The 23,260-nt window shown below is 36.4% G+C and carries 20 protein-coding genes; 6 read left to right on the forward strand and 14 right to left on the reverse strand.

The features are described from left to right. The first annotated feature begins 468 nt into the window (after positions 1-468). Positions 469-1,752 (forward strand): L-cysteine desulfidase family protein, encoded by a 1,284-nt coding sequence (locus QUE35_RS05335; RefSeq protein WP_022601923.1) that lies wholly within the window; start codon positions 469-471, stop codon positions 1,750-1,752. A 167-nt stretch (positions 1,753-1,919) separates the two neighbouring features. Here the strand turns inward: QUE35_RS05335 and QUE35_RS05340 are convergent, their stop codons facing one another. The 4 genes from QUE35_RS05340 to QUE35_RS05355 all read right to left on the reverse strand — a co-directional run bounded on the left by QUE35_RS05340 (position 1,920) and on the right by QUE35_RS05355 (position 7,527). Continuing rightward, positions 1,920-3,371: a glycosyl hydrolase family 28 protein gene (locus QUE35_RS05340; protein WP_031258783.1), complete on the reverse strand. Its 1,452-nt coding sequence runs from the start codon at positions 3,369-3,371 to the stop codon at positions 1,920-1,922. Between the two features lie 343 nt (positions 3,372-3,714). Continuing rightward, positions 3,715-4,794, reverse strand: coding sequence for an NAD(P)H-dependent flavin oxidoreductase (locus tag QUE35_RS05345; RefSeq protein ID WP_022601927.1), 1,080 nt, complete (start codon positions 4,792-4,794; stop codon positions 3,715-3,717). Between the two features lie 293 nt (positions 4,795-5,087). Beyond that, on the reverse strand, positions 5,088-6,272 hold the full coding sequence (locus QUE35_RS05350; RefSeq protein WP_022390549.1) for a DUF418 domain-containing protein: 1,185 nt from the start codon (positions 6,270-6,272) through the stop codon (positions 5,088-5,090). Between the two features lie 49 nt (positions 6,273-6,321). Continuing rightward, positions 6,322-7,527 (reverse strand): glycosyltransferase family 87 protein, encoded by a 1,206-nt coding sequence (locus tag QUE35_RS05355; protein WP_031258786.1) that lies wholly within the window; start codon positions 7,525-7,527, stop codon positions 6,322-6,324. Positions 7,528-7,675: 148 nt separating this feature from the next. Between QUE35_RS05355 and QUE35_RS05360 the strand changes: the two genes are divergently transcribed. Both QUE35_RS05360 and QUE35_RS05365 read left to right on the forward strand, forming a co-directional pair. Continuing rightward, complete coding sequence (locus QUE35_RS05360; RefSeq protein WP_022601931.1) at positions 7,676-8,059, forward strand: YbbN family protein; 384 nt, start codon at positions 7,676-7,678, stop codon at positions 8,057-8,059. Next, the gene (locus tag QUE35_RS05365; protein WP_022601934.1) at positions 8,046-8,288 is read left to right on the forward strand and encodes a hypothetical protein; all 243 of its coding nucleotides are present in this window, start codon (positions 8,046-8,048) and stop codon (positions 8,286-8,288) included. Before QUE35_RS05360 ends, QUE35_RS05365 begins: the two co-directional genes overlap by 14 nt. Positions 8,289-8,371: 83 nt before the next feature. Here QUE35_RS05365 and QUE35_RS05370 read toward each other — a convergent pair whose 3' ends face one another. Both QUE35_RS05370 and QUE35_RS05375 read right to left on the reverse strand, forming a co-directional pair. Beyond that, entirely contained in the window at positions 8,372-9,325 is a 954-nt protein-coding gene (locus tag QUE35_RS05370) for an ATP-binding response regulator (RefSeq protein ID WP_022601936.1), read from the reverse strand. Positions 9,326-9,329: 4 nt separating this feature from the next. Further along, positions 9,330-11,594 carry a histidine kinase dimerization/phospho-acceptor domain-containing protein gene (locus tag QUE35_RS05375; protein ID WP_022601937.1) on the reverse strand — a complete coding sequence of 755 codons (2,265 nt, stop codon included), beginning with the start codon at positions 11,592-11,594 and terminating at the stop codon, positions 9,330-9,332. 208 nt (positions 11,595-11,802) lie between these two features. On the opposite strand from QUE35_RS05375, the gene QUE35_RS05380 reads away from it, so the two are divergent. Together QUE35_RS05380 and QUE35_RS05385 are read left to right on the forward strand one after the other, a co-directional pair. Continuing rightward, complete coding sequence (locus tag QUE35_RS05380; protein ID WP_031258788.1) at positions 11,803-12,174, forward strand: arsenate reductase family protein; 372 nt, start codon at positions 11,803-11,805, stop codon at positions 12,172-12,174. Positions 12,175-12,302: 128 nt separating this feature from the next. Next, positions 12,303-14,543: an inorganic phosphate transporter gene (locus QUE35_RS05385; protein WP_031258790.1), complete on the forward strand. Its 2,241-nt coding sequence runs from the start codon at positions 12,303-12,305 to the stop codon at positions 14,541-14,543. 273 nt (positions 14,544-14,816) lie between these two features. Here QUE35_RS05385 and QUE35_RS05390 read toward each other — a convergent pair whose 3' ends face one another. From QUE35_RS05390 to QUE35_RS05405, 4 genes are all read right to left on the reverse strand, one after another. Continuing rightward, a complete protein-coding gene (locus QUE35_RS05390; RefSeq protein ID WP_009318875.1) occupies positions 14,817-15,044 on the reverse strand; it encodes a winged helix-turn-helix domain-containing protein in 228 nt (75 codons plus the stop codon). 314 nt (positions 15,045-15,358) lie between these two features. Next, positions 15,359-15,946: a LutC/YkgG family protein gene (locus QUE35_RS05395; RefSeq protein WP_022601945.1), complete on the reverse strand. Its 588-nt coding sequence runs from the start codon at positions 15,944-15,946 to the stop codon at positions 15,359-15,361. 2 nt (positions 15,947-15,948) lie between these two features. Continuing rightward, the gene (locus QUE35_RS05400) at positions 15,949-17,316 is read right to left on the reverse strand and encodes a lactate utilization protein B (RefSeq protein ID WP_022601947.1); all 1,368 of its coding nucleotides are present in this window, start codon (positions 17,314-17,316) and stop codon (positions 15,949-15,951) included. Continuing rightward, a complete protein-coding gene (locus QUE35_RS05405; protein WP_031258792.1) occupies positions 17,313-18,053 on the reverse strand; it encodes a (Fe-S)-binding protein in 741 nt (246 codons plus the stop codon). Before QUE35_RS05405 ends, QUE35_RS05400 begins: the two co-directional genes overlap by 4 nt. Positions 18,054-18,230: 177 nt before the next feature. Between QUE35_RS05405 and QUE35_RS05410 the strand changes: the two genes are divergently transcribed. After that, complete coding sequence (locus tag QUE35_RS05410) at positions 18,231-19,169, forward strand: DMT family transporter (RefSeq protein ID WP_009318871.1); 939 nt, start codon at positions 18,231-18,233, stop codon at positions 19,167-19,169. Between the two features lie 40 nt (positions 19,170-19,209). On the opposite strand, the gene QUE35_RS05415 is transcribed toward QUE35_RS05410, so the two are convergent. The 4 genes from QUE35_RS05415 to QUE35_RS05430 form a co-directional block, all read right to left on the reverse strand. Continuing rightward, positions 19,210-20,082: an urea transporter gene (locus tag QUE35_RS05415; protein ID WP_031258794.1), complete on the reverse strand. Its 873-nt coding sequence runs from the start codon at positions 20,080-20,082 to the stop codon at positions 19,210-19,212. Between the two features lie 31 nt (positions 20,083-20,113). Further along, complete coding sequence (locus QUE35_RS05420) at positions 20,114-21,277, reverse strand: DUF6359 domain-containing protein (RefSeq protein ID WP_022601953.1); 1,164 nt, start codon at positions 21,275-21,277, stop codon at positions 20,114-20,116. A 95-nt stretch (positions 21,278-21,372) separates the two neighbouring features. Continuing rightward, positions 21,373-21,777, reverse strand: a complete 405-nt coding sequence (trxA, locus tag QUE35_RS05425) for a thioredoxin (RefSeq protein ID WP_022601955.1) — start codon at positions 21,775-21,777, stop codon at positions 21,373-21,375. 186 nt (positions 21,778-21,963) lie between these two features. After that, a complete protein-coding gene (locus QUE35_RS05430; RefSeq protein ID WP_256998648.1) occupies positions 21,964-22,089 on the reverse strand; it encodes a hypothetical protein in 126 nt (41 codons plus the stop codon). Positions 22,090-23,260: the final 1,171 nt, after the last annotated feature.

Consider the following 23,260-nt stretch of genomic DNA (forward strand, 5'->3'; position numbering starts at 1 on the left):
ATAAAACAGGTTTGAAAATTCAAACCTGTTTTAATATACGGTTACGTGCATTATCTGCTTTTTCCGGACGAGATTTTCCAATCCTTTTTCCACTGTTCTTAGCTGGTCGAGTACCATTCCTTTTCGGTTTTTTAGTTCCCTTGTTTTTTTCTTCCATTATCTTACCCATAAATATACTTATCCCAAATATTTTGCAAATGTATCAAATTATCATTAGAAAAATAAGATTCCAGAGAACTCTATTACAAAATATATGAGAAATATACCCTATAAAAACAAGCTCCATAGTCTGCCGAAATTTTACATGAACATTTTTCAAAAATTACTTCCAAGAATATTTTTTCGTTTCGATAAATTCAAATAGCAGAAGACGATGTAACTTACAAAAATGGCCAGATAATATTCTCTTATCAGAAAACCTATACAAGCCATTAAATTTCGCTATCTTTGAAGCATAAAATAAGGTTGATGGATACTTTAGAAAGAACAAAAATTCTTAAACTGATACAGCAAGAAGTCATTCCGGCAATCGGATGCACCGAACCTATTTCTGTTGCCCTATGCACAGCCAAAGCCAAGGAAATTCTAGGGACAATACCAGAAAAAATAACTGTATATTTAAGTGCCAATATATTAAAAAATGCTATGGGTGTCGGTATACCGGGTACTGGAATGATCGGACTACCTATCGCCATAGCGTTAGGTGCTTTGATCGGAAAATCTGAATATCAATTGGAGGTTCTAAAAGAATGTACACATGAAGCTGTAAAAAGAGGGAAAAAAATGATTGATCAAAAATCGATCAGCATTTCTCTAAAAGAAAATATTCAAGAAAAACTTTATATCGAAGTCTGTTGTCAGACATCTCAGAATCATTCTACCGCAATAATTGCGGGGGAACATACTCATTTTATTTACATATCCAAAAATAATGATGTATTATTAGACAAGAAACTTGATGAAAACAACAATCATGAAAAACAAGTCCTTGAACTGAATCTACAAAAAGTTTATGACTTTGCTACAACCTCTCCAATAAACGAGATACGATTTATTCTCGAAAGTGCCCGTACCAACAAATACGCTGCAGAACAGTCTTTTAAATACGACTTCGGCCATAGTCTCGGAAAAACTTTACGCGGGAAATTTGAACACAAAATTATGGGTGACAGCATATTTTCTCATATACTATCTTACACTTCTGCTGCATGTGATGCCCGCATGGCGGGAGCTATGATCCCAATAATGAGTAATTCAGGTAGCGGTAACCAAGGTATAGCGGCAACATTACCTATTGTCATTTATGCTGAAGAAAATGGAAAAACAGAGGAAGAATTGATCCGGGCTTTGATATTAAGTCACCTTACCGTAATCTACATAAAACAAAGTCTCGGAAGATTATCCGCTTTATGCGGTTGCGTTGTTGCAGCTACCGGATCGAGTTGCGGAATAACTTATCTTATGGGAGGTAAATACCCTCAAATCACAGCAGCAGTAAAAAATATGATCGCAAATCTTACAGGAATGATTTGTGACGGAGCTAAACCGAGTTGTGCATTAAAATTAACCAGCGGCGTATCAACAGCAGTATTATCAGCAATATTGGCAATGGAACAAAAATGTGTAACATCCGTAGAAGGCATTATTGAAAATGATGTAGATCAATGCATTCGAAATCTTACTCTTATCGGTTCTCAAGGGATGAATGAAACCGATAAAATAGTTCTCGATATCATGACCCACAAGCATTAACTATAACATTAAGGAAATGGACAATTCTATATTTCCGGAATCGGATTCTTCAAAAAATTTCCGAATCACATTCTAACGGTCTCCTCCAAAAGTCCGCATAATCATTAACATCAAACTACTGTATCTAAAAAATTCGGATTCTTCAATCAGAAAAAATTCTTTCTACACTATTTAACCATAACATTATCAGAATATTTATTAACCGATACATCGTCCTTAATCAACGATCGACCATTTACACGAATATTTTCAAAAAGAATATTCTTTGCCTTATGCATCTCATCAAAACCGACAACCTCCACATTCGGAGTTTTACCAAAAGCCGTTATATTACGAAAAGTAACGCCATCGATTCTACCCGGTTCAGGATCTGTCGTCCACACATCTTTTCCAATCCAAACAGACATCAACCTATTGCACTCTTCAATGCGAATATTCTCAAAACGTACGTTCGTCACCAATGCCTTATCTGTATGGTACACACGCAAAGCCCACTCCCTTCCGATATCATGAATTATATCGCAATCGGTAAACAAAACATCATCTATCGGCTGTGTAATTTCAGCCCCGATACTCAGAGAATGAGCCATTTGATTCCATAACACACATTTCTCAACTCTTATATGTTTCATATCTTTCATGCCTCTCGGTGTTTTCAAAACAATCAAATCATCCAAAGTACGGATAAAGCAATTTTTAATTAAGACATTTTCACTGCTACAAATATCTATACCATCTGAATTTGCCCGCCGCCCCAATAACTTAATATTATCTATCACTACATTTTTAGAACAATCGACCGGAACTGTCCACAATGGCGCATCTCTGAGAATAACCCCTTCAAGACGTATATTTTCACCGCGTACTCCGATCATATGACGGGAATGCACAGTACATGCACTCGCATCTAAAATACCACGTCCCCGAAAAGTTATATTATTTCCCTTCAGCCAAAAAGCCTTCGAATACCCTTTTAATCCAAACTTTGAAACATGGAAAGGCTCATCCGCCCCTATCGTCAAACGGACAACCGCACCTCCGGCAACATATACCGTCTTATTATCTCCTACCTCAACATGAGTAATTTCATGAATTCCCGGTCCATAAAAAACAACATTCGGATCGTTCGGGTCTGGGATATTCTGTTCAGGTCCGTTTACAAACAAATGTAAAGATCGAATCCACTCTCCATTTACCTCTATCGTCAGATTCTGCGGTGAAGACACCGTAAAAGAAAGTTTATTCCCTTTAATATCCGGTTTTATGCCATAAGAAGAGGGCAATACTTTCACTGAATCTATCTGTTCCGGAACTGTAACTGTTATTTTAGCCTTCCCTTCGTTCAAATCAAAATAAGCAAAAGACGCAATATCATAATATCCCTCTCCGCATTGACGCTTATCCATTGCATCCCATCTTTTCCGTTTATCCAAAGGTGCGACTTTAGCGATATAAACCGGGACATCTCGCCCGGCAACAGAAACAGCATATTCTGTACTGATTTTTTCTCCTCTCGGCATCGGATAAATGGTAACATTATTCTTCTTTGCACTCCCGAAAAACGGAATCCATACAAGTAACATTATCAGGTAAACCTTACCCCAATTTTTTGTTTTCATAGACATCGTGTGTTTTATTGTGAGAAATGTTCGATCAAAATATTATAATAATTTTATTTTCTGGTAAAGTTACACTTTTAACTTTATGCTATTTTAAATGCTGTGTTTCTCATTTACCGGAAATTCTATTTACATGACACCTTTTAATATTTCCAAAGATAATAATTTTTCGAGAAAGGATATGTTCTTTAGTAATTATCTGAATAAAAATTTAGAATCCGTTTAACATTTTATTAGGATTTTCCCGTACAACCATCTACCTCGTTTTACAAAAAACCGTTCAAAAATAATATATCAATATTACCCTGAACGGTCACAAAAATTTTACATATCAGCCTTCCCCTTACTTAACAGACTCCTTTGCCTGCATAAACTCTTTTTTAAGGATATCGATAGTTTCTCGTACACTCACAATCTTCTGCGACAGATATGCGTTTGCCCCAGCAAAAGCATATCCTTTTTGCATATTCCCCTTTGCTGCATTATAAAGTGCTTTTATTATACAATAAGGACTTTTAGTATAGTCACATGTTTTGATACAATGAAACGCACAACGTCGAGGCTTTTCACTTCCTGATTTTACTTTTCGAGTGAACTCTCCCGATATTGCACGCCCCGGCATTCCTACCGGGCTGGTAATAATTTCAATATCACTTTGTCCGGCATCGATATATGCTTGTTTGAAAACTGGAGAAGCATCGCACTCTTCTGTCGTCACGAATTTACTCCCCAACTGAACTCCGGTAGCTCCCAACTGCATAAGGCGATAAATATCCTCTCCCGTGTAAAGCCCTCCGGCAGCAATAACCGGAATTTTACAGTGTCCGGATTTTTCATAGGCTTTTATCACCTCGATAACTTCCGGAACAATATGTTCCAGCGAAAAATGTTCATCTTCAATTTGATCGTTTTTATATCCCAAATGTCCCCCGGCCTTAGGACCTTCTACAACAATTGCATCCGGCAGATAATCATAATTATTTCTCCACTTCTCACAAATCAGTTTCGCAGCTCGTGACGAAGAAACAATAGGTACCAACTTTGTTTTACTTTCTTTTTCCAAATAAGAAGGCAAATCTAACGGCAAACCAGCACCGGAAAATATGATGTCGGCCTTTTCAGAAATAGCAGTCTTCACCATATCCGAAAAATTACTTAATGCTACCATAATATTGACACCTATCACTCCATTAGTCTTTTCTTTAGCTTTACGAAGCTCTTCTCTTAACCCTAAAATACTGTTTTTTAAATAATCAGTCGACAATTTAGGATATAACAAACCGAGCCCGGCACAAGAGATTACGCCTACTCCACCTTCATTAGCTACTGCTGAGGCTAAACCGGATAAGGAAATTCCTACTCCCATACCCCCTTGAATTACAGGTAAATCTATCTTTAGATTTCCCATATAAAAAGATTTCATAATAAATACTTTCTTTTGATAATACTATGTTTAAAACAAGAAAAGTTTATGTAGCCTACGTTTGCCAGAAAAGCTCAATATGTAGTATAATGAGAACTCACTCAGAAAATGAAGATTAAAATAAACTTATTTCATTGATGCGTCAAAGAACGGCATTTATTTTGAAAGAAGAAGCATATTTTTATTATAAATAGTCGGTAAAGACAACTATTTATACTACCTCCTTATTCTTTAACATAAAATATCACAAAGGACATTGAATATATCATTTCATTATATACACTTTATTAACCCTAAATTCGTTTATATCCCATCCAAGTCGCTTTACGCCACAAATACTCAAACGGACCTTGTTTATGCTTACTCAACCACCAACGACTAAACAATAATTGAAATATAAAAATAGCGGCACCTATCAATAATGTTGCAACAGCTCCAGTACTTCTATACAAACATAATCCATAACCATAATAAATCGCTACCCCAATAATAGACTGCGTAATATAATTTGTCAGGCTCATTCGGCCATAGGGTATTATAAAATTTTGCCATTTATAGCCCGATTCTTTCTTAAACCATAACAATGTAAATGCCGATATAAGAATTGCCATAAAAACGAAATTTGACAAAGACTGAATTATAATAGTATAAGGAATCTTCCCTGAAGAATTCTCTATATAATCCGGAACAAAAATTCTTAGACAATATAATGGAATAAACATAACAATTCCCGACTTCAAAATCCGATGCCATACACGACAAGAAACATCGCTTTTCTCGAAATATCGTCTGCGCCCCAACAGCATCCCGAGCATGAATAATCCTGCAGTTTGGAACAATCGACCGGCTTCTACCTGCCAGATATTACTGTACAGTTGTCCTGTCCAGATATTCGAACAAAGGACTTCCCAAAAAGTTCCCTGACTTGTAACTTGTCCCGATAAGATAGCATAAGGAACATATCTATTCGTAATTGCATAATCAGGATTAAATGCGGCATACAACAAACGTCCCCACTCATAAGGTTGTAAAAGAAGAAATACCGCAATAACTAAAACATTCTTATCGCTCAATTTACACACAGGTATCAATACAAGACCGACTACTGCATAAAGCAAAAGAATATCGCCATTATAAAACAATGCATGAAATTGTGAAAACAAGAATAAAAGGAACATTCTCCATGCAAAACGCCCCCGAAAATCAATTCCCTTTTTCCGGGCGTTACTAAACTGAATATAGAAACTAAAACCGAATAATAACGAAAATGTAGCATACGCCTTCCCCGCAAACAAGAAAAAAATCATATCCCAGAAAAACTTATCTATAGATTGCAACCATTCGGGATAAAAATCTGGAATAAAATATAAATTATAATGTTCCAGATTATGTAACAATACAATTGCCAACAATGCAAATCCCCGCAGAGAATCTACTACTTTCAATCGCTCAGAGGGTTTAAGAATAGGAGTGTTCATGGTTACTTTTAACGGTTGAGAATATTTGAACGGTAATCTGAATAATTTTTTACTCTTTAACCATATTCATTATTTTATAATTAGGAAAGGCATAATCTTTAAAGCACATTTCATATACCAATTTGAGCCAGATTACAACACAAGGTAATGCTTTTAACGCATAAGGCGTTATATAATGTTTGCGTAAATAAGCCGGAAAAAGATCTGAAGGAGACATACTGGTCAGAATAAATGCAAAAACCATCAAAACAACATCTGTTCGACTTCTCTTCCAAGGCGCTGCTACATACCAAATAGCTACCCCCATAAACGCTATAATATAAGTACTAGACTCGCTACCCGTGCTAAAAAGAACAACAAACATCAGAACTGATGCCAATAAAGTCAATCGAAAAGCTGGATTTTGGTATTGTTTTATCCGCAAATAAGGTAATCCGAATAACAACAAACCTGTGCATATCGGATATAAATCGGAATATGTCGCTATACCGGATATTTTTCGGATCATTCCCAATAATGATATATTCTGCATCAAAGCGAACTGATTATCTTGATTTTTAGCAGATAATCTGACAAACCATTCTACATATTGATTCAATACATAATCAGTGCCCCATACCCACATCGGCAATATCAAAAGAAAAACGGACCAACCGATAAAAGAAATGATAAACTTAAACTTATGACGGGAGAAAAAGAAAAACGCCAACCCGACGACTCCGTACAGCTTTATGAATAATCCGATAACGATAAGCAAAGTCGCCCAAATATCTTTCTCTTTTTCTATCAAAGCAAACGATAATATAATAATAGCGGCAATGCCGATATTAAACTGAGACATAAACAATGCCGTCAACAGCTCATGAGCACAAAACCAATATATAAATATCAATTTTTTCTTTTCAAGCGGTAAAGTACGAGTCGCAACATATAACGAAAATGACAAAAACAATAACCAACTGAGTAAACCTAACCATACTGGTGTAAATGCGAACGGAGCGACAAATAATGTAAAAAAAGGACCATAATGATTGTGATCGAAATATTCTGCAGGATATTCTGCATACAAAGACAAACGTGAAAGAGCATGCCAAAATGTTTGCCGGAAAATCATAAAATTATTGTATGAATGATGGAAATATTTCATCACCCATGCTATCACCGCCAACAACATCCACAATCCGAAAACTGTCCGGTAATCACTAAAAAAAGGCTTACGAATAAATATATTGAACTTTCTGATCAAATTTTGCATAATAAATTCGGGAATTGGAATATAGAATTTGCCACAAATATAAATATATATACACATATTTCTGAATGATACGTTAAAAAAAAGAGAAATAAAAATCTTTCAGGATGCTACAAGTGTTCTACTCCTATAAACTTAGAACTCAACAAATATGTTAGAACATTTATCGAAAGCTCGTTTTATAAAAGAAATAGCTGATTTTACTCACGGCTCAGAATGGATATACAGAGGTATAAATCCTGCCGTCATTGTTTTCCACGACTCGGTTCATCTATACGAAAAAGGTATTCGGGACGTTTACGATCCCTTAAAAAAACTATTTCCTCAAGTTAATTTCTATCAAGTATTGATCGACCGAGACCCTCAAATAGCACAAATATACGATATTCAAACATCTCCGACAACCATGTTCATCCCCCTAACCGGGAAACCGCTCTTTATCCCGGGATTCTTGACTCCGGAAGAAGCTAAAGAAAAAACAGAGTTTTTAATTGAAGGTAGAACAAAACAAATAATAAAAAATGACTGCATCTGACAAACTCGATACTACCGAACGAAGGGAACTCAACAATTCAGAGTTCGGCCTCCCGCAACAACGAGCCTTCCCTATGCCCGATGCTGTTCACGTAAGAGCAGCTGAAGCTTATTTTAGATATGCTCCCGACACGGAAAAAGCGGAACTTGCACGAAATATTTTACTTAAAGCCGAACAATTCGGAGTAACAATTAATAGCCCGATAATTTTAGAATGGGCAAAAAAATAAAAGTTTTGTCAAAAAGAAACCAAGGGATTTACCAAACAAAATATTCCGGAAATTATCATTAGTTTCCAGGACATATACTTTTTCTATAATTTTCTTTTCTCATTCAACCAATATCGTATTCGTTCTTTTAATATCGCTGAAAAAATAGGCTTGCTGATATAATCATCACATCCGGCTTCGAGAATCCGGTTTCTGTCCTGATCAAAAGCAAAAGCCGTAACTGCAATTATCGGAGTCTTTACTCCTTTATCGCGCAATCTAAATGTAGCTTCTATACCATCCATTTCCGGCATACGTATATCCATAAGAATTACATCCGGATTATATACCTCTTCAAGTTTTATCACCTCAATTCCACTTGTAGCTCGGATAATCTCATATTCTTTCTTCAAAATAACGGAAATCAATAAAAAATTACTATCCGTATCTTCTGCAACCAAAATTAAAGGTTTTCTATTTTCTTTCTGTAACACTCCTTCCGACAGAGCATGTTTCGATTCTTCACACATATCACCAGAAATAAAATTTTCATTCAGCGGATAAGTAAACCAAAATCGAGAACCGATTCCTGGATTCGACTCTACCCCTATTCTTCCGCCCATTTGCTCGACCAAACTTTTACAGATAGAAAGACCGAGTCCCGTCCCATGAACAAAATTATCAAGTTTTATAAAACGATCAAAAATAGTACCGAGTTTATCAGGTTCGATTCCAACTCCCGTATCACTGACATAAAATTCCAATTCTTTATCATGCACCCTATAGCCCACACGTATAAACCCTTTTTTGGTAAATTTGATCGCATTATTCACAAAGTTAGTAATAATCTGATTTATACGATTTTTATCTCCGGGAATTATAGGATTGACAGACGGTTTTTCAAAAAGAAGATGCACATCAGGAGAAACTTTCATTTGCAATGAACGAACAATTTCCTCGCATAAAAGATTGACATTTACCTGCCCTATAACAAAATCGAATGTACCGGCCTCGATCTTCGATATATCAAGAATATCAGAAATTAATTGCAGTAACAATTCATTATTCTCTATTCTCTTTCACGATATTCATAAACTCCTGTTTTTCTTCCGAAGAATTAGTATTCATCAATAGCTCCGAGAAACCGACTATCGCATTAAGTGGAGTTCGTATCTCGTGACTCATATTTGCCAAAAAAGCAGATTTCAGACGGCCACTTTCTTCTGCCTTATCCCGGGCTTCTATCAGTTTACGCTCAGTTTCCTTAAGCTCCGTAATATCGTAATTAACACAGATAAGCTCCAACTTACCGGGAGTATTATTCATTACATCACGAATAACATTTACCCGTGTCCACTTCCATCCGTTCCCGTTACGAATACGAAGTTCTTTACTAAAACTGTCTATCTCATTATTCTTCAATTGTACGGTATAATCAAACAATGCCTGACGATCTTCCTCATGAACATGACGATAAACACCAATTATCTGATCCAAAGGTGTAGAGTCTTCTTCTCCCAAATTATTAAACCATTGAGTAATTCCATAACCTGTACGGGAAATCACGTCAAATTTACAATATCCTATTTTCCCAAACCTGCTGATCAACGAAAACGACGATTCAAATTCCGCAATACGGCTATAAGCCTTATTTATCTCGGTATTATCGATATTAATAAATAAGTAATTAGAAAAATTTCCCCGATTATCATACAAAATACTCACTTTCGTATAAAGATCAATGTATCCTTTTTTATTTGTCGGATAATAATTCTCAACAGCTTTAAACGGATAATTAAAGCGAAAAGAAACCGATTCTTGATGTTTTAGTTTATTTTTAATCGCATCAGAAATATTCGGATTTTCAAAAATATTGATTCCCAAAGCCGACTGTTTACTTTTTAACCCGAAAATATTGATATCCGTGTTATTCATATCGATTAAATAACCGTTCTCGTCATACAATTCTATTCCCACAGGAATATTCATATAAATATTATGCAGAATTTTCGCACTCCGATCAAGCGCTTCATGTGCTTTTACACTTTCGGTAATATCGCTAAACAAAACTACTGCAACACCCGGTTCAGGAGAATACAAAATATTATGTCCTATTTTCCCTGTTCGGGGAAATGTTATATCTATCTCTGCATGCTCATTCAAATTATCAAAACTCGACAATTTTTTTACTAAACGAGAAAACGAAATAACATCAAGCTCTGAAGCTAACATTCCTATCTCTTCCTTTTTCAATCCGGAAATTTCAAGTGCCGCCTCATTTGCATCAACGAGCCTATAATCTACAACATTCTTCTGATCGTCATTTATCAACTCCATTCTGACATAACCTATTGGCATGTGCTTATACAAGTTTTTCAAATAAAGTCGTTCCATATCCGCTTTCTTTTCTGATATCCGAAACGCCAAACATAAACTGACAATATTTGCAATCGAGGTAAACCATTGATAATCTTCATTACTCCAATCCCGATAAACATCGATCATATCGATTTCCATAAATCCCCACACACTATCATCAGTAACCATCGGAACAGCCATCAACGACTTTATATTTCGAGCCCCAAGTCTCTTTTTTTCCAAAACAGCTTCTTCGGGAAGTTCATCTAAATTGAATAATACGATAGGCTTCATACTCATAATCTGCTGAGTCCACCAAGGCATACTATCAACAGGAAGCTTACGTATACTCCGATTTTTTCCTTCCATACTTTCCCTAACCGACTCCGAAAGAATATCCAATACTCCATTTTCCCAATCATATGAGGCTATATACACATATCCTCCCTTAAATTGATACAAAATATCTTCTAATATCTTATCAATAGCCCCCGTTACATTATCTGATCTAAAAAATTGCAACAATAAACGGGAAATTGAATTTTGCTGATATAATAGATTATTCACACGTTCCAATGACAATCCCCGATCTTTTATATCCTCAGGATTATCAATACATTGCAAAAAACCGAAAGCACACAAATGTCCGTCTTCATTCAAACTCTTTTCTCCTAATTTTGAATGCACCCATATAACTCCATACTTAGAATAAACAGGGAAAGACTGCTCATACACATCTTGCAATAAAATAGAAGAAAATTCATTCTTAATGCGTTCCCGAAAATCTTCCCTTATTAAAAGTTTAAAATCTTCAAAACCGATCGTATCGGATTGAAGGTTTAACAAATCTATCAAAAAATCAGAACAGCGATACGTCCTATTTTTAAAATTAGCTTCCCACCATCCTATACGTGCCAAAGACAGTAGTTTCCTATATTGATCATTTTCTTTTTCTATATGTGTATTCACAGAATATTTTTTACACTTGTTCACTCTTGCGAATGTAAATATTAATTATCAAAAAGACACAAGCTTTTATGATAAAAACAAATTTATTTAAAATCTTTATTCGTATACTCCCCCAACAAAAAACATCTTTTTCTCTCGGTATGGGTTAAAAAGATTTTCATAAATTTGCTTCAAATACAATGTACAATTTTTTATTACAAAAATGATTATGAAACCTCTTTTTATACAATATCCTAAATGCGGAACATGCAGGAAAGCTGCTCAATGGCTAAAAAATAACCATATAGATGTAACAATTCGTGATATTGTTTCAGATAATCCGACACAACAAGAATTATCGGTATGGATTGAGAAAAGCGGGAAGCCTATACAAAAATTCTTCAATACAAACGGATTACGCTATAAAGAACTGAATCTTAAAGACAAAATTAAAAATACGCAGCAAGAAGAACTTTTACGAATACTTGCTTCTGAAGGAATGTTGGTCAAACGTCCGGTACTAATATCCGGAAATACAGTTCTTACCGGTTTTAATGAAGAAGAATGGTCTAAAGCACTTCTAAAACCAGAAAAAGTTTAGATTGGAAAATTTAGATAGGCCCTAAACAAAGATAATTCCTCAAAAAGTCAACATTTCCCATTTTGTAACTTTATTGTAACATCTTTTTCATTCCTTTGCGTCCGTTAAAAGTACAAAAAGGAACTTATATGGAAACATTCTACTTAGGAATCGTTATTTTTCTTTTCCTATTAGCCATATTCGACTTAGTAGTCGGAGTAAGTAACGATGCCGTCAATTTCCTAAATTCGGCAATCGGGGCAAAAGCCGCACCATTCAAAGCAATCATGTGTATTGCTGCAATCGGGATTTTTGTCGGGGCATCCCTCTCCAACGGAATGATGGATATAGCACGTCACGGAATTTACCAACCGGAACATTTCTATTTTACCGAGATTATGTGTATTCTCATTGCTGTCATGCTTACAGATGTCGTACTTCTCGACATGTTCAATTCATTGGGAATGCCGACATCGACTACAGTCTCTTTGGTATTTGAACTTTTAGGCGGAACATTCGCATTATCTATCATAAAAATCGCCGGTGACCATTCTTTAGAATTCGGACAATTGCTAAATACAGACAAGGCTTTATCCGTGATTCTGGCTATTTTCGTCTCCGTAGCTATTGCTTTCTTTTTCGGTACTGTGGTACAATATATCGCCCGCCTCATATTTACATTCAATTATAAAAAACAGATGAAATATTTCGCTGCAATCTTCGGTGGAATAGCAATAACGACAATTATCTATTTCGTACTGATCAGCGGGCTAAAAGAATCATCGTTTATGACCCCAGAAAACAAACTATGGATAAAAGAAAATACAGGACCTCTGATCTTATATTGTTTTATCGGCTCTACCATATTGATGCAAATATTCCAATGGATACATATCAATGTATTTAAAGTTATTGTTCTAATGGGAACATTTGCATTAGCTTTAGCATTTGCAGGAAACGACCTTGTAAACTTTATCGGAGTTCCTCTTGCCGGTTATTCATCATTTATCGATTTCAGCTCTCAATCAGGAGCTGATCCCGACACATATTTAATGACTTCTCTTATGGGATCAGCACATACTCCATGGTACTTTCTCGTATCTGCCGGACTCATTATGGTTATAGCACTGTTTACTTCTAAAAAAGCTCATAATGTAGTAAAAACTTCAGTAGATCTCTCACGTCAGGAAGAAGGAGAAGAAGCTTTCGGAACTTCACCCGTTGCTCGAGTTATCGTGCGGTTGTCAAGTTCTATCAGTTCAAGCCTATCCAATATTGTCCCAGACAAAACAAAACGCTGGATCGATGCACGATTCAATACAGATGATGCAATTTTAGCTGAAGGGGCGGCATTCGACTTAATCAGAGCCTCTGTAAACTTGGTATTAGCAGGGTTCTTGATAGCAATGGGAACAGCTCTTAAATTGCCACTCTCCACTACCTATGTGGCATTTATGGTAGCTATGGGAAGTTCTCTTGCAGACAGAGCTTGGAGTCGCGAAAGTGCAGTATATCGTATTACCGGAGTATTATCTGTAATAGGCGGTTGGTTTATTACTGCCGGAGCAGCATTTTTTATCTGCTTCTTTGTTACTACTATTATACATTTTGGAGGAACAATCGCTATCATAGCTTTTATCGGGTTGGCTATATTCAGTCTTATTCGTAGCCAATTAGTCTATAAAAAAGCTCTTACAAAACAGAAAGGAGATCCGACCGTACAAAAATTGATGAGCAGTCACGATACACAAGAAGCCCTATCCTTACTCCGAAAACATACCAGAGATGAACTTGGAGCTATACTGGAAGTTGCCTCACAAACTTTTGACAAAACAGTCAACTCGTTTATGTCCGAAAGTTACCGAGGATTACGCAAGGCAATGAATCTTATCGACGATGAAAAAGACCATATCAAAAAAGTAAAACGTATAGGTACGTTAGGAGTTGCTCATCTCGATAATAATACCGCTATTGAGAAAGGATTGTATTATTATCAAGGAAATGATTTTATCAGTGAAGTCATATATAGTATAGGACGCATATGCGAACCTTGTCTGGAACATACCGACAATAACTTCAACCCTTTGCAGGAAGCTCAAAAAGAAGAATTCAAACACATTTCAGAAGGTATTACCGATTTTCTGGAACAAGCACGGAATATTATTCTTCAAAATGATTACACAAATTTTGAAGAGGCCATATCTACTGCAAATCATCTGATCAACAGTCTTGCCCAATTAAAACGTGCCGAGCTGAAACGGATACAAGGACAAACCGGAAGTCTGAAGGTGAGCATGGTATATCTTACAATGATACAAGAAGCTCAAAATGTCGTAGCTTACACCAGCAATTTACTGAAAGTCAGCCGAAAATTTCAAGTAGAAGAATAATTCTTAAACGATTTATAAAAAGAGTCCGGACATTAAATGAGCGGACTCTTTTATTTTAAGATAACAAAATACTATACTAAATATAGAATCTTTAAAAGCCTGTTTAATTTCACTCGGGTCAGCTTTGAGAAATTCTTTTGAGAATGTTTTGCCGTTTCTATAAAGAGGATATCGGATTACCACAAATGAAAACTAAAAAAACAGATTAGAAAAAAACGTAAAGACGGCTTGATAATATTTTTTGACGGAAAATTTAGACTATAGGCTCTAAAACTACCCGAAATGAAAATAACCTTGAATACATTTATTACTGAAAAAAAGTTCATTATCCTGTTTCCGACAATATATTTTCCCTTCACGAGCTAACCAGCCGATAGCAGAAAAAAGATCGTCTCGTGTCATATCTAATTTAGAAACAAGCTGACTGACAGAAAATTCAGAACCGCTTTCCAAAAGATTCCATAACATTCCCGCATTTTTTCCGATAGGTATCATTTCCATAGCATTTTTATTTTTAAAGTTCATGTCTCAAGATAACTCAATTTATTTAGAAAAACAAATTTCCATATCAAAAATGAGTATAAACAATTTATAAGATCGTCTATATAACGAATCACAATTACTATTTATATTGAACTGAAATAACAATACAAATAAAAAAGCAGATATAATGAAGACTTTTTTACAAATCTATCGCAAGACGTATAAACAAATATAGGTAATTTAGAGCCTGGATTTCGTAAAATTCTCGCTCTAAATTTTATAACAATAGGGATCAAAGATTTTTTACTTACAAAAAAGTTAAATTAACAGCATCACTTCAATATCACCATCACATCTCTCGCACCATGAGCCCCCATAACCAATGCTTGCTCTATATCAGCAGTTTTAGACGGTCCGGAAATAAACACGCCAAAACCGTATTCTCCCGTATCGATTTCCTCGTATGCCTCGTGCATATTATTTACGATATTCTCCTTATCTAATAAAATAACGAGTTTTTCCGCAATAAAATAAACAGCTCGCAACTTTACATCTTGCTCTATCCAGACAGCCCCATTTTCCGCTACACCGATCTTACCTGAAACAATTGCAAGATCCGTACCGTCCAAATCCGCCGGGTCAGCGACATCATCCGGATTAAATGTCGCACAAGAAATTTCACTGATATTAGAAGCTATACGCTTTGCTTCGGGATATGCTTTTATGATTATATCGTTAATATCCTCACCCTTATTCAACAGATGCGATTCTCCACCGACTTGTTTTACCATACTTTGAAATTGCATTATCACATCCGGATAGACTAAAGCATGCTTTTTCAAAGTTTCCAATTCCGGTTTTTCATATTTTTTATGCACAGCATTCCGGATATTCTGCAATATATTTTCTCTACTGCTCATATTCACTTCACATCTCCATTTTTCCACATTTCATTAAAACTCTTTCCTGAGAATTGCGGCATCTCACGACCATTCCCCCAAGTATTCAATTTATTATAAATAAGATAACGGGGCATGTGATTAGATAACGGGGCTAATCTCAATGCTGTATTAAAAACCGGAGGACGTTTCATTATAAATTTCATACCTCCGGACATCATTTTTTTCATTCGATCAGCTTTATTAAATTTATCCAAATCTTGTCTCCACAAATAAATTTGTTCTGCCAAATCTACCTTAGCGGGGCAAACATTCGAGCATGAATAACACAACGAACAAGCAGAAACATTATCTGAATACTGCAACGGAGCTTTCAACATTCCCAAATTGACACCTATAGGTCCGGGAATAAAATAGGTATATGAATAACCTCCGCTTCTACGATATACGGGACACGTATTCATACAAGCTCCACAACGTATGCAATTCAATGCTTTTATGTGATTTTGATCTGCAAGAATTTTACTGCGCCCGTTATCGACCAATATAATATGAAACTCACCTCCTGCTCTCGGCTTACGATAATGAGAGGTATATGTCGTTATAGGTTGTCCTGTTGCCGAACGCGCCAATAGCCGGGTAAATATGCTTAAAGATTTACGGTCCGGAACAATTTTCTCTATTCCGAAAGCCGCAATCTGCAATTTAGGCTGAGAAACTCCCATATCGGCATTTCCTTCATTAGTACACACGACAACTTCACCCGTAGATGCCACGGCAAAGTTGCATCCGGTCATTGCGGCTTCTGCATGAATAAATTTTTGGCGAAGATTCTTCCGGGCAGCATGAGTTAAATAAGTAGGGTCAAAATTTCCTTTTTCCGTACCCATCTCTTTTTCGAATAATTTCCCGACCTGTTCTCTCTTTATATGAATAGCAGGAAGAACAATATGGCTGGGTTTAAGATGCATCAATTGCAAAATACGTTCACCCAAGTCACTCTCCACTACCTCAATCCCTTTACTTTCAAGAAAAGGATTCAATTCACACTCCTCCGCCAACATCGACTTGCTCTTAATAAAATGCCTGACACCATGCTGTTCCAAGATGCGATAAACGATGTTACAATACTCCTCACCATCCTTCGCCCAATGTACATGAGCGCCATTTGCCTGCGCATTTGCCTCAAACTCCACTAAAAGCTCATCCAAATGGCTGTTACTATATAATTTGGTAGCACAGACCATATCACGCAGCTCTTCCCATTCAGGAACTTCCTTACTCAATTTATCCCGTTTTTCTCTTACCAACCAAAGAGTTTCATCATGCCATGCAGCCTGTTTTTTGTTTTTCAAAAACTCTGCTGCCGCTTTAGAATGCTTCGTACTCATAATCCTGCTGCTAAAACTTCAACTATGTGCAATGTCTTTATCGGTAATTTCTCTCGGAGAATAATACCGTTCTGATGCATTAAACACGAACTGTCTGCTCCCACAATATATTCTGCTCCGGTAGCTATATGCCGCATTACTTTATCATGTCCCATCTGTACAGATACGGCATCTTCTTCTATGGCGAACATACCGCCGAAACCACAACATTCGTCTCTTCGTTCCGGTTCTACGATTTCTATTCCTTCCACCAAAGACAATAAATCCCGCAATTTACTGAAATATGGGATATTCAATTCACTCGGAGACGACAAATTCATCAAACGAACCCCATGACAGCTATTCTGGATACTTACTTTATGAGGAAACCTCGCTTTCAGAGAAGTCGGTTTAATCACATCATGAATAAACTCACAAATATCATATATTTTACCTTCACTGGCGCAATGGTGCTTATCTTTTTGCAACAGCCGTCCATAATTATCCCGAACAAATACGACACAACTTGCCGAAGGTCCTACTATATAATCGTAATCTTTAAAACGTTCATCAAAACGACGGGCTAAATCAACTGCTTCATTTTCAAACCCGGCATTCGCCATCGGTTGACCGCAACAAGTCTGGTCTATCGGATAATCAATATCTACGCCCAAACTTTTCAGCAACTTATATGAAGCAATGCCTACTTGAGGATATACCGCATTGATATAGCAAGGGATAAATAGAGCTACTTTCATCATCTTCCAAGGAATATTCAATTCTACTATGTTAAATACAAAATTAAAAGAAAGATGCATAGCGAACAAGAATATTTTCCAAAAACAATAGCGTATCTTTGCTGTCGTTTTTCCGATAAATTATACTTAACGGAAAAAAGAACGCAAACGGTTGATCTATTATTCAATTATAAAAACATGAACACAAAAACCAAAGGTTATATCTTAGGTATTATCGCAGCTGCAGCTTACGGAATGAATCCTCTGTTCGCTCTCCCTCTATATAAAGCAGGAATGAATCCGGATTCTGTTCTTTTTTTCAGATATCTGTTCGCTATTCCGGTATTAGGAATCATGATCAAGGCAAGAGGACGTAACTTCAAACTACAACGAAAAGAAGTATTGCCATTGGTCATCATGGGGCTATTAGTAGCTCTCTCCTCATTAGCGCTATTTTTAAGCTATAATTATATGGAAGCCGGCATTGCATCAACATTGCTATTTGTTTACCCGATTATGGTAGCCCTGATCATGGCTTTCGTTTTTAAAGAAAAGCTGACTCTGCTAACGATTTCTTGTATTTTGTTGGCATTAGTCGGCATCGGATTACTCTATAAAACAAGTAGCGGTTCAACTCTTAGCACGACCGGAATAATTTTAGTAATGGTCTCCGCCCTCTCTTATGCAATTTATATAGTCGGTGTCAACAGGTCGATATTAAAAGAAATTGCAACACTCAAACTTACTTTCTACATTTTATTATTCGGAATGACTCTATTTTTGGTACGTGTCGATTTCGGGAAAAGCTTACTCACTGTCGATACATGGTATCTTTGGGGAAATTTAATAGCTTTGGCTATTTTCCCGACAGCCATATCCTTCCTCTGTACTACTCAGGCTGTTCAATATATAGGATCTACTCCGACTGCAATTCTCGGAGCATTAGAACCCCTGACCGCCGTTTTTTTCGGAGTAACCGTTTTCGGGGAGGTTCTGACTCCAAGATTATGCTGCGGAATATTAATGATTATTTTGGCTGTAACCCTTATTATCGCAGGAGGAAATATAACTACTTATATGGTTCGTTTCAGGAAAATGTTTCCTAAACTTCCGATTAAAAAGAAAGCCATTCATTAAAAGCCCTGTTTAAATTCCGGCAGTTAAAGACGCTACATTATCAACCAAGAATGTTCAACCTCTTTTTCCCGGATGCCAATTTATTGATTCCCATTATACACCATACAGACAAAACAAACGGCGCAGTTAATGTAACCATTCCAAATTTCATCCCGGTAAACTGTAATAATATCGATATCAAGACAGATAACACTGCATAAAATGCGCCTTTCCATGTTTTATCTCCTAAAGCAATTGCGCATAACACACCATTATATCCCATCAGCCCCATATTCAACATCGAATATTCGACTCCCCAAAATAATGAAACGACAACAGAAAGCAAAGAGGCCATTACTGCATAAAAAGCATTCAAACGGGAATTTATAAAAATTGCCGCTAAAAAAAACAAGCCGGAAACGATTGTCTCACCCTGAAACATTACCTGACCGATATTCAGACTGAACGCACGAAACAAGTCCGGCTTACACTCTATAACAGAAGAACATGTCGGCAATAATAATGAAGGGAAAAAAAATGAACATATACCCAATAACAACCATACTGTTATAATAAACGGGGCTGTAAATCCCGGCAACCATCTTTGACTACCGAATAATCGGGTAACCCATGTAGAAAAAGCAGATGCGATAATCATCAATAATAAAGATACCAACGAAATTTGCATAAATACGCCTATTGCTATTCCCACTAACGTACCGTTAAAACCATACAACCCGGCTCTTATATCTTCCTGCTTATATCCCGACAAGTATGCTGTCAGTGTACCTGCACCATTACCGGCTAAAGCCAATAATCCTATCTGCCATGAATTGAGAAATATCCCCAATAGCATTATTATTCCGGACAAAGCATTGTTCTGAAACATTACTTGCCCGATTCCTCTACCCAATGTAAACAATGTGCTATTCACAAGTTCCGACTCTTAAACGGCTTTATCAAGACTATAATACAATTTTCCGAATATACGATCCACATCGTATAATATACACTCCCGGCAATAGAGGTATAGAAATATGTTCTATACGATCTTTTATCGAAAAGGCTAAAGAGCCGTTTATCGTATATATATCGACGCCATCAACTTCATCTGTAAAACTCAAAGATAATATTCCGTTATTTGCCGATACGCTAAAAGTATCATCCTTCTCTGAACGAATAACAGCAGACGGTTGCAAATAATCGCTAATACGAATATTATCGATGTTAACACCATCAGAAGAATTTTCAGATTTAGCGATTTTCACCCGATAGTTTCCAGGCCGATTCACCAATACCTGAAACTCTTTCAGAGTCTTTTCAGGAGTAAGTCCAGAAGCCACGCTCTCCCAAGATTCACCCTGATCACCTGAAATATAAACCGCAATCCGTCCTTTTTTATCGGTATCATAAAACGCAGCCCAAAAACGAATGTAACCGATCCCATTCGACTTATCCTCTTTCATATAAATAGCTCCGGGATTACCAGACGTACTCTCCGTCAACCGCAAATGAGCCGAAGCTCCGTCCCATTTGGCATCTTTTCCTGTTTCACCTAAAGTAGCACCTTCGAATACCCAAGGAATCGCATTATCCTCTCCATAAAAAACTCCTCCTCCATACATATCTCCAGAAACAGGCTTATATCCATTCTTTGTTTCAAAATCTTCAAAAATATTCCAATATACCGTTTCATCTTCTAACGGTTGTTCGGGTAAAACAAAATTCTTGAGATTCTTAATCCCCGGTAATGTCTGAAATAAAGACAAATTACCTTGCAAAAGCAACTTCTTATTCCAATACACAGGATATTCATCTAAATTACAAATATCCGTATTAGCCGCTCCTAACTGCACAGTCATACATTTTTCGAGCCTGTATTCAAAAGGCATATCCGCAATTAGATAAGTAGATGTCCCTTCAAATGGAGGAGCCATATTATAAAAATGCTTATTATTACTATAATTAACATATTCTCCTACAATATAACCGCTCACATAACACAACATATTGTTGTTTTTCTTCGACAATGCTTCTTCTACCGTAAAAGGGGAAGAAACAGAACCGTCACCGGCATATAGTAAACCTGAATACAAAAAAGCTACAAACGCAATAAATAAACCTCGCATTACAATTAACATAAAATAAAACTACTCCATAAAACAAAATCTGTCCGAACTTATCAATTCGGACAGATTCCCGCTAAATATTATTCGATCTTCTTTTACTTCTTATCGACATGCTTCAATACAAAATCTTTCAGATCTTTTTTCTCCACAGCTCCGACAATCTGATCTACTTTTTTCCCGTTCTTAAAAAGAATAAATGTCGGAATCGATCTTATTTGATATTTTGTAGCCAAATCTTTATTCGAATCGACATCTACTTTTCCAAATTTGACCTTTCCTTTCAATTCTTTAGCTATTTCATCGACAATCGGAGACATCTGCCGACATGGAGGACACCATGTTGCCCAAAAATCCACCAAAACAACACCTTTTGCCGTTTCGGCAGTAAAAATCGAAGCGTTCAACACTTTTACATCGCCACTGCCTGAATTACTTTTTTCCTGAGCAAAAACAGGGACGAACATCATCAATAATATAATCTGACTTAAATACCTCTTCATAACAATCATTTTTCAAGTTATTATACAAAGATAATCTTTTTCTTAAATAAATCCTTTTTAAAATGAATTATTAACAAAGCTACTACAAAAAACGATTTAAAAATCCGTCAAAAATATCTATACAAATGTACGACAATTTTTAAGGTGTACTATTATTATTTGCGTAAACTTCATTATAAATGTCTGTCAGTTTCCTCCCCGCATAACTCCAGTATGTATTTTATCGCTGTCCGAATATACGACGAGAATATAGTCCGGCATGGCTTCATTGGTCAATACCATTATCAAATTATAAGATACAGAGTCTTTCATACATAGGGGAAATTGTTTTTTACATAGTCCTTGTTTGAAATCCCTCTTCCCGGAGGAAGAGGGACATTGGACTGGATTTCCAGTCCAAGCACTCATGGAGTTGTACTCGTGTGCCTTTCCAATTTTATTTTCGTTGAAAATTTTTACAGGTAATAATAACCTCTGTACGAATAAAAGGGTCATTATTACTCATCATCGCAATATCGACAGATTTTTCTATTGTCGGGTCTTAGCCGAAAATAATCTGAATTTACGAATGTGTGCGATTGAGGTACGATAAGCGGTCAGGTATATGTGTTTTTCCTGTTTTTTTGTGTTAGCGGGGACACAAAGAAAGGGAGATACACCACGCTGAACATTACTCAAGTGAGGCTGTAGGAGGCCTTAAAGCGGTAAAGTCAGCGGGCATATCCCCCCGATTTTTATATACGAACAAATACCATACTTCTAAGAAAGCATGACAACGTATAATTACATCGTGGGGGATTGCTTCGCCTACTCTGCACTCGTCGCCCTGCAAAATTTCCTACATTTCACTTGAACAAGTGCATTTTATCGTCGCAATCGCAATCTCTTTTCATCCGAAAAGAAATCTGTTTACTGCAAATATACGTTTTTAAGTTGGCCGATCACTATCCATATTCTATATTTTCGTGTGAATGACTAATTTTACTAAATAAAATCTACAAGGAAAGAGGTCGGATGTTAATTGTTTTCAGAGGGTATTTTGTCGTTTTCTATATTAGAAAATATAAAAAGGGGGATATACACCACTGAACTTTACCCAAGTGAGGCTGTAGGAAGCCCAAAAGGCAGTAAAGTCAGCAGGCATACCCCCAATACTGTAAAGAATACGTTTAAAAGTTCCGTATAATTACACCAAAGGGAATTGCTGCGCCTACTCCGCGTTTGTTTACTTTTGTAAAATTTCCTACATCTCACTTGGACAAACGCATTTTGTTATTACAACCAAATTCTTTTTTCTTCCGAAAAAGAACCTCTTTTTGCAAATATACGTTTTTTACATTATCCTATCACTTTCTATAACAATTTATCATAAATATTTATTCTTTTTTCATTTCCCCAAATACAAAATAGGCGTAAAAATCTATTTATCACTACCTTTTTCAAGGCTTCGACAAACCATGCAGAATAGCAATAGTCTCACACC

It is taken from the genome of Coprobacter fastidiosus (assembly GCF_030296935.1).
Taxonomy (GTDB): Bacteria; Bacteroidota; Bacteroidia; order Bacteroidales; family Coprobacteraceae; genus Coprobacter; species Coprobacter fastidiosus.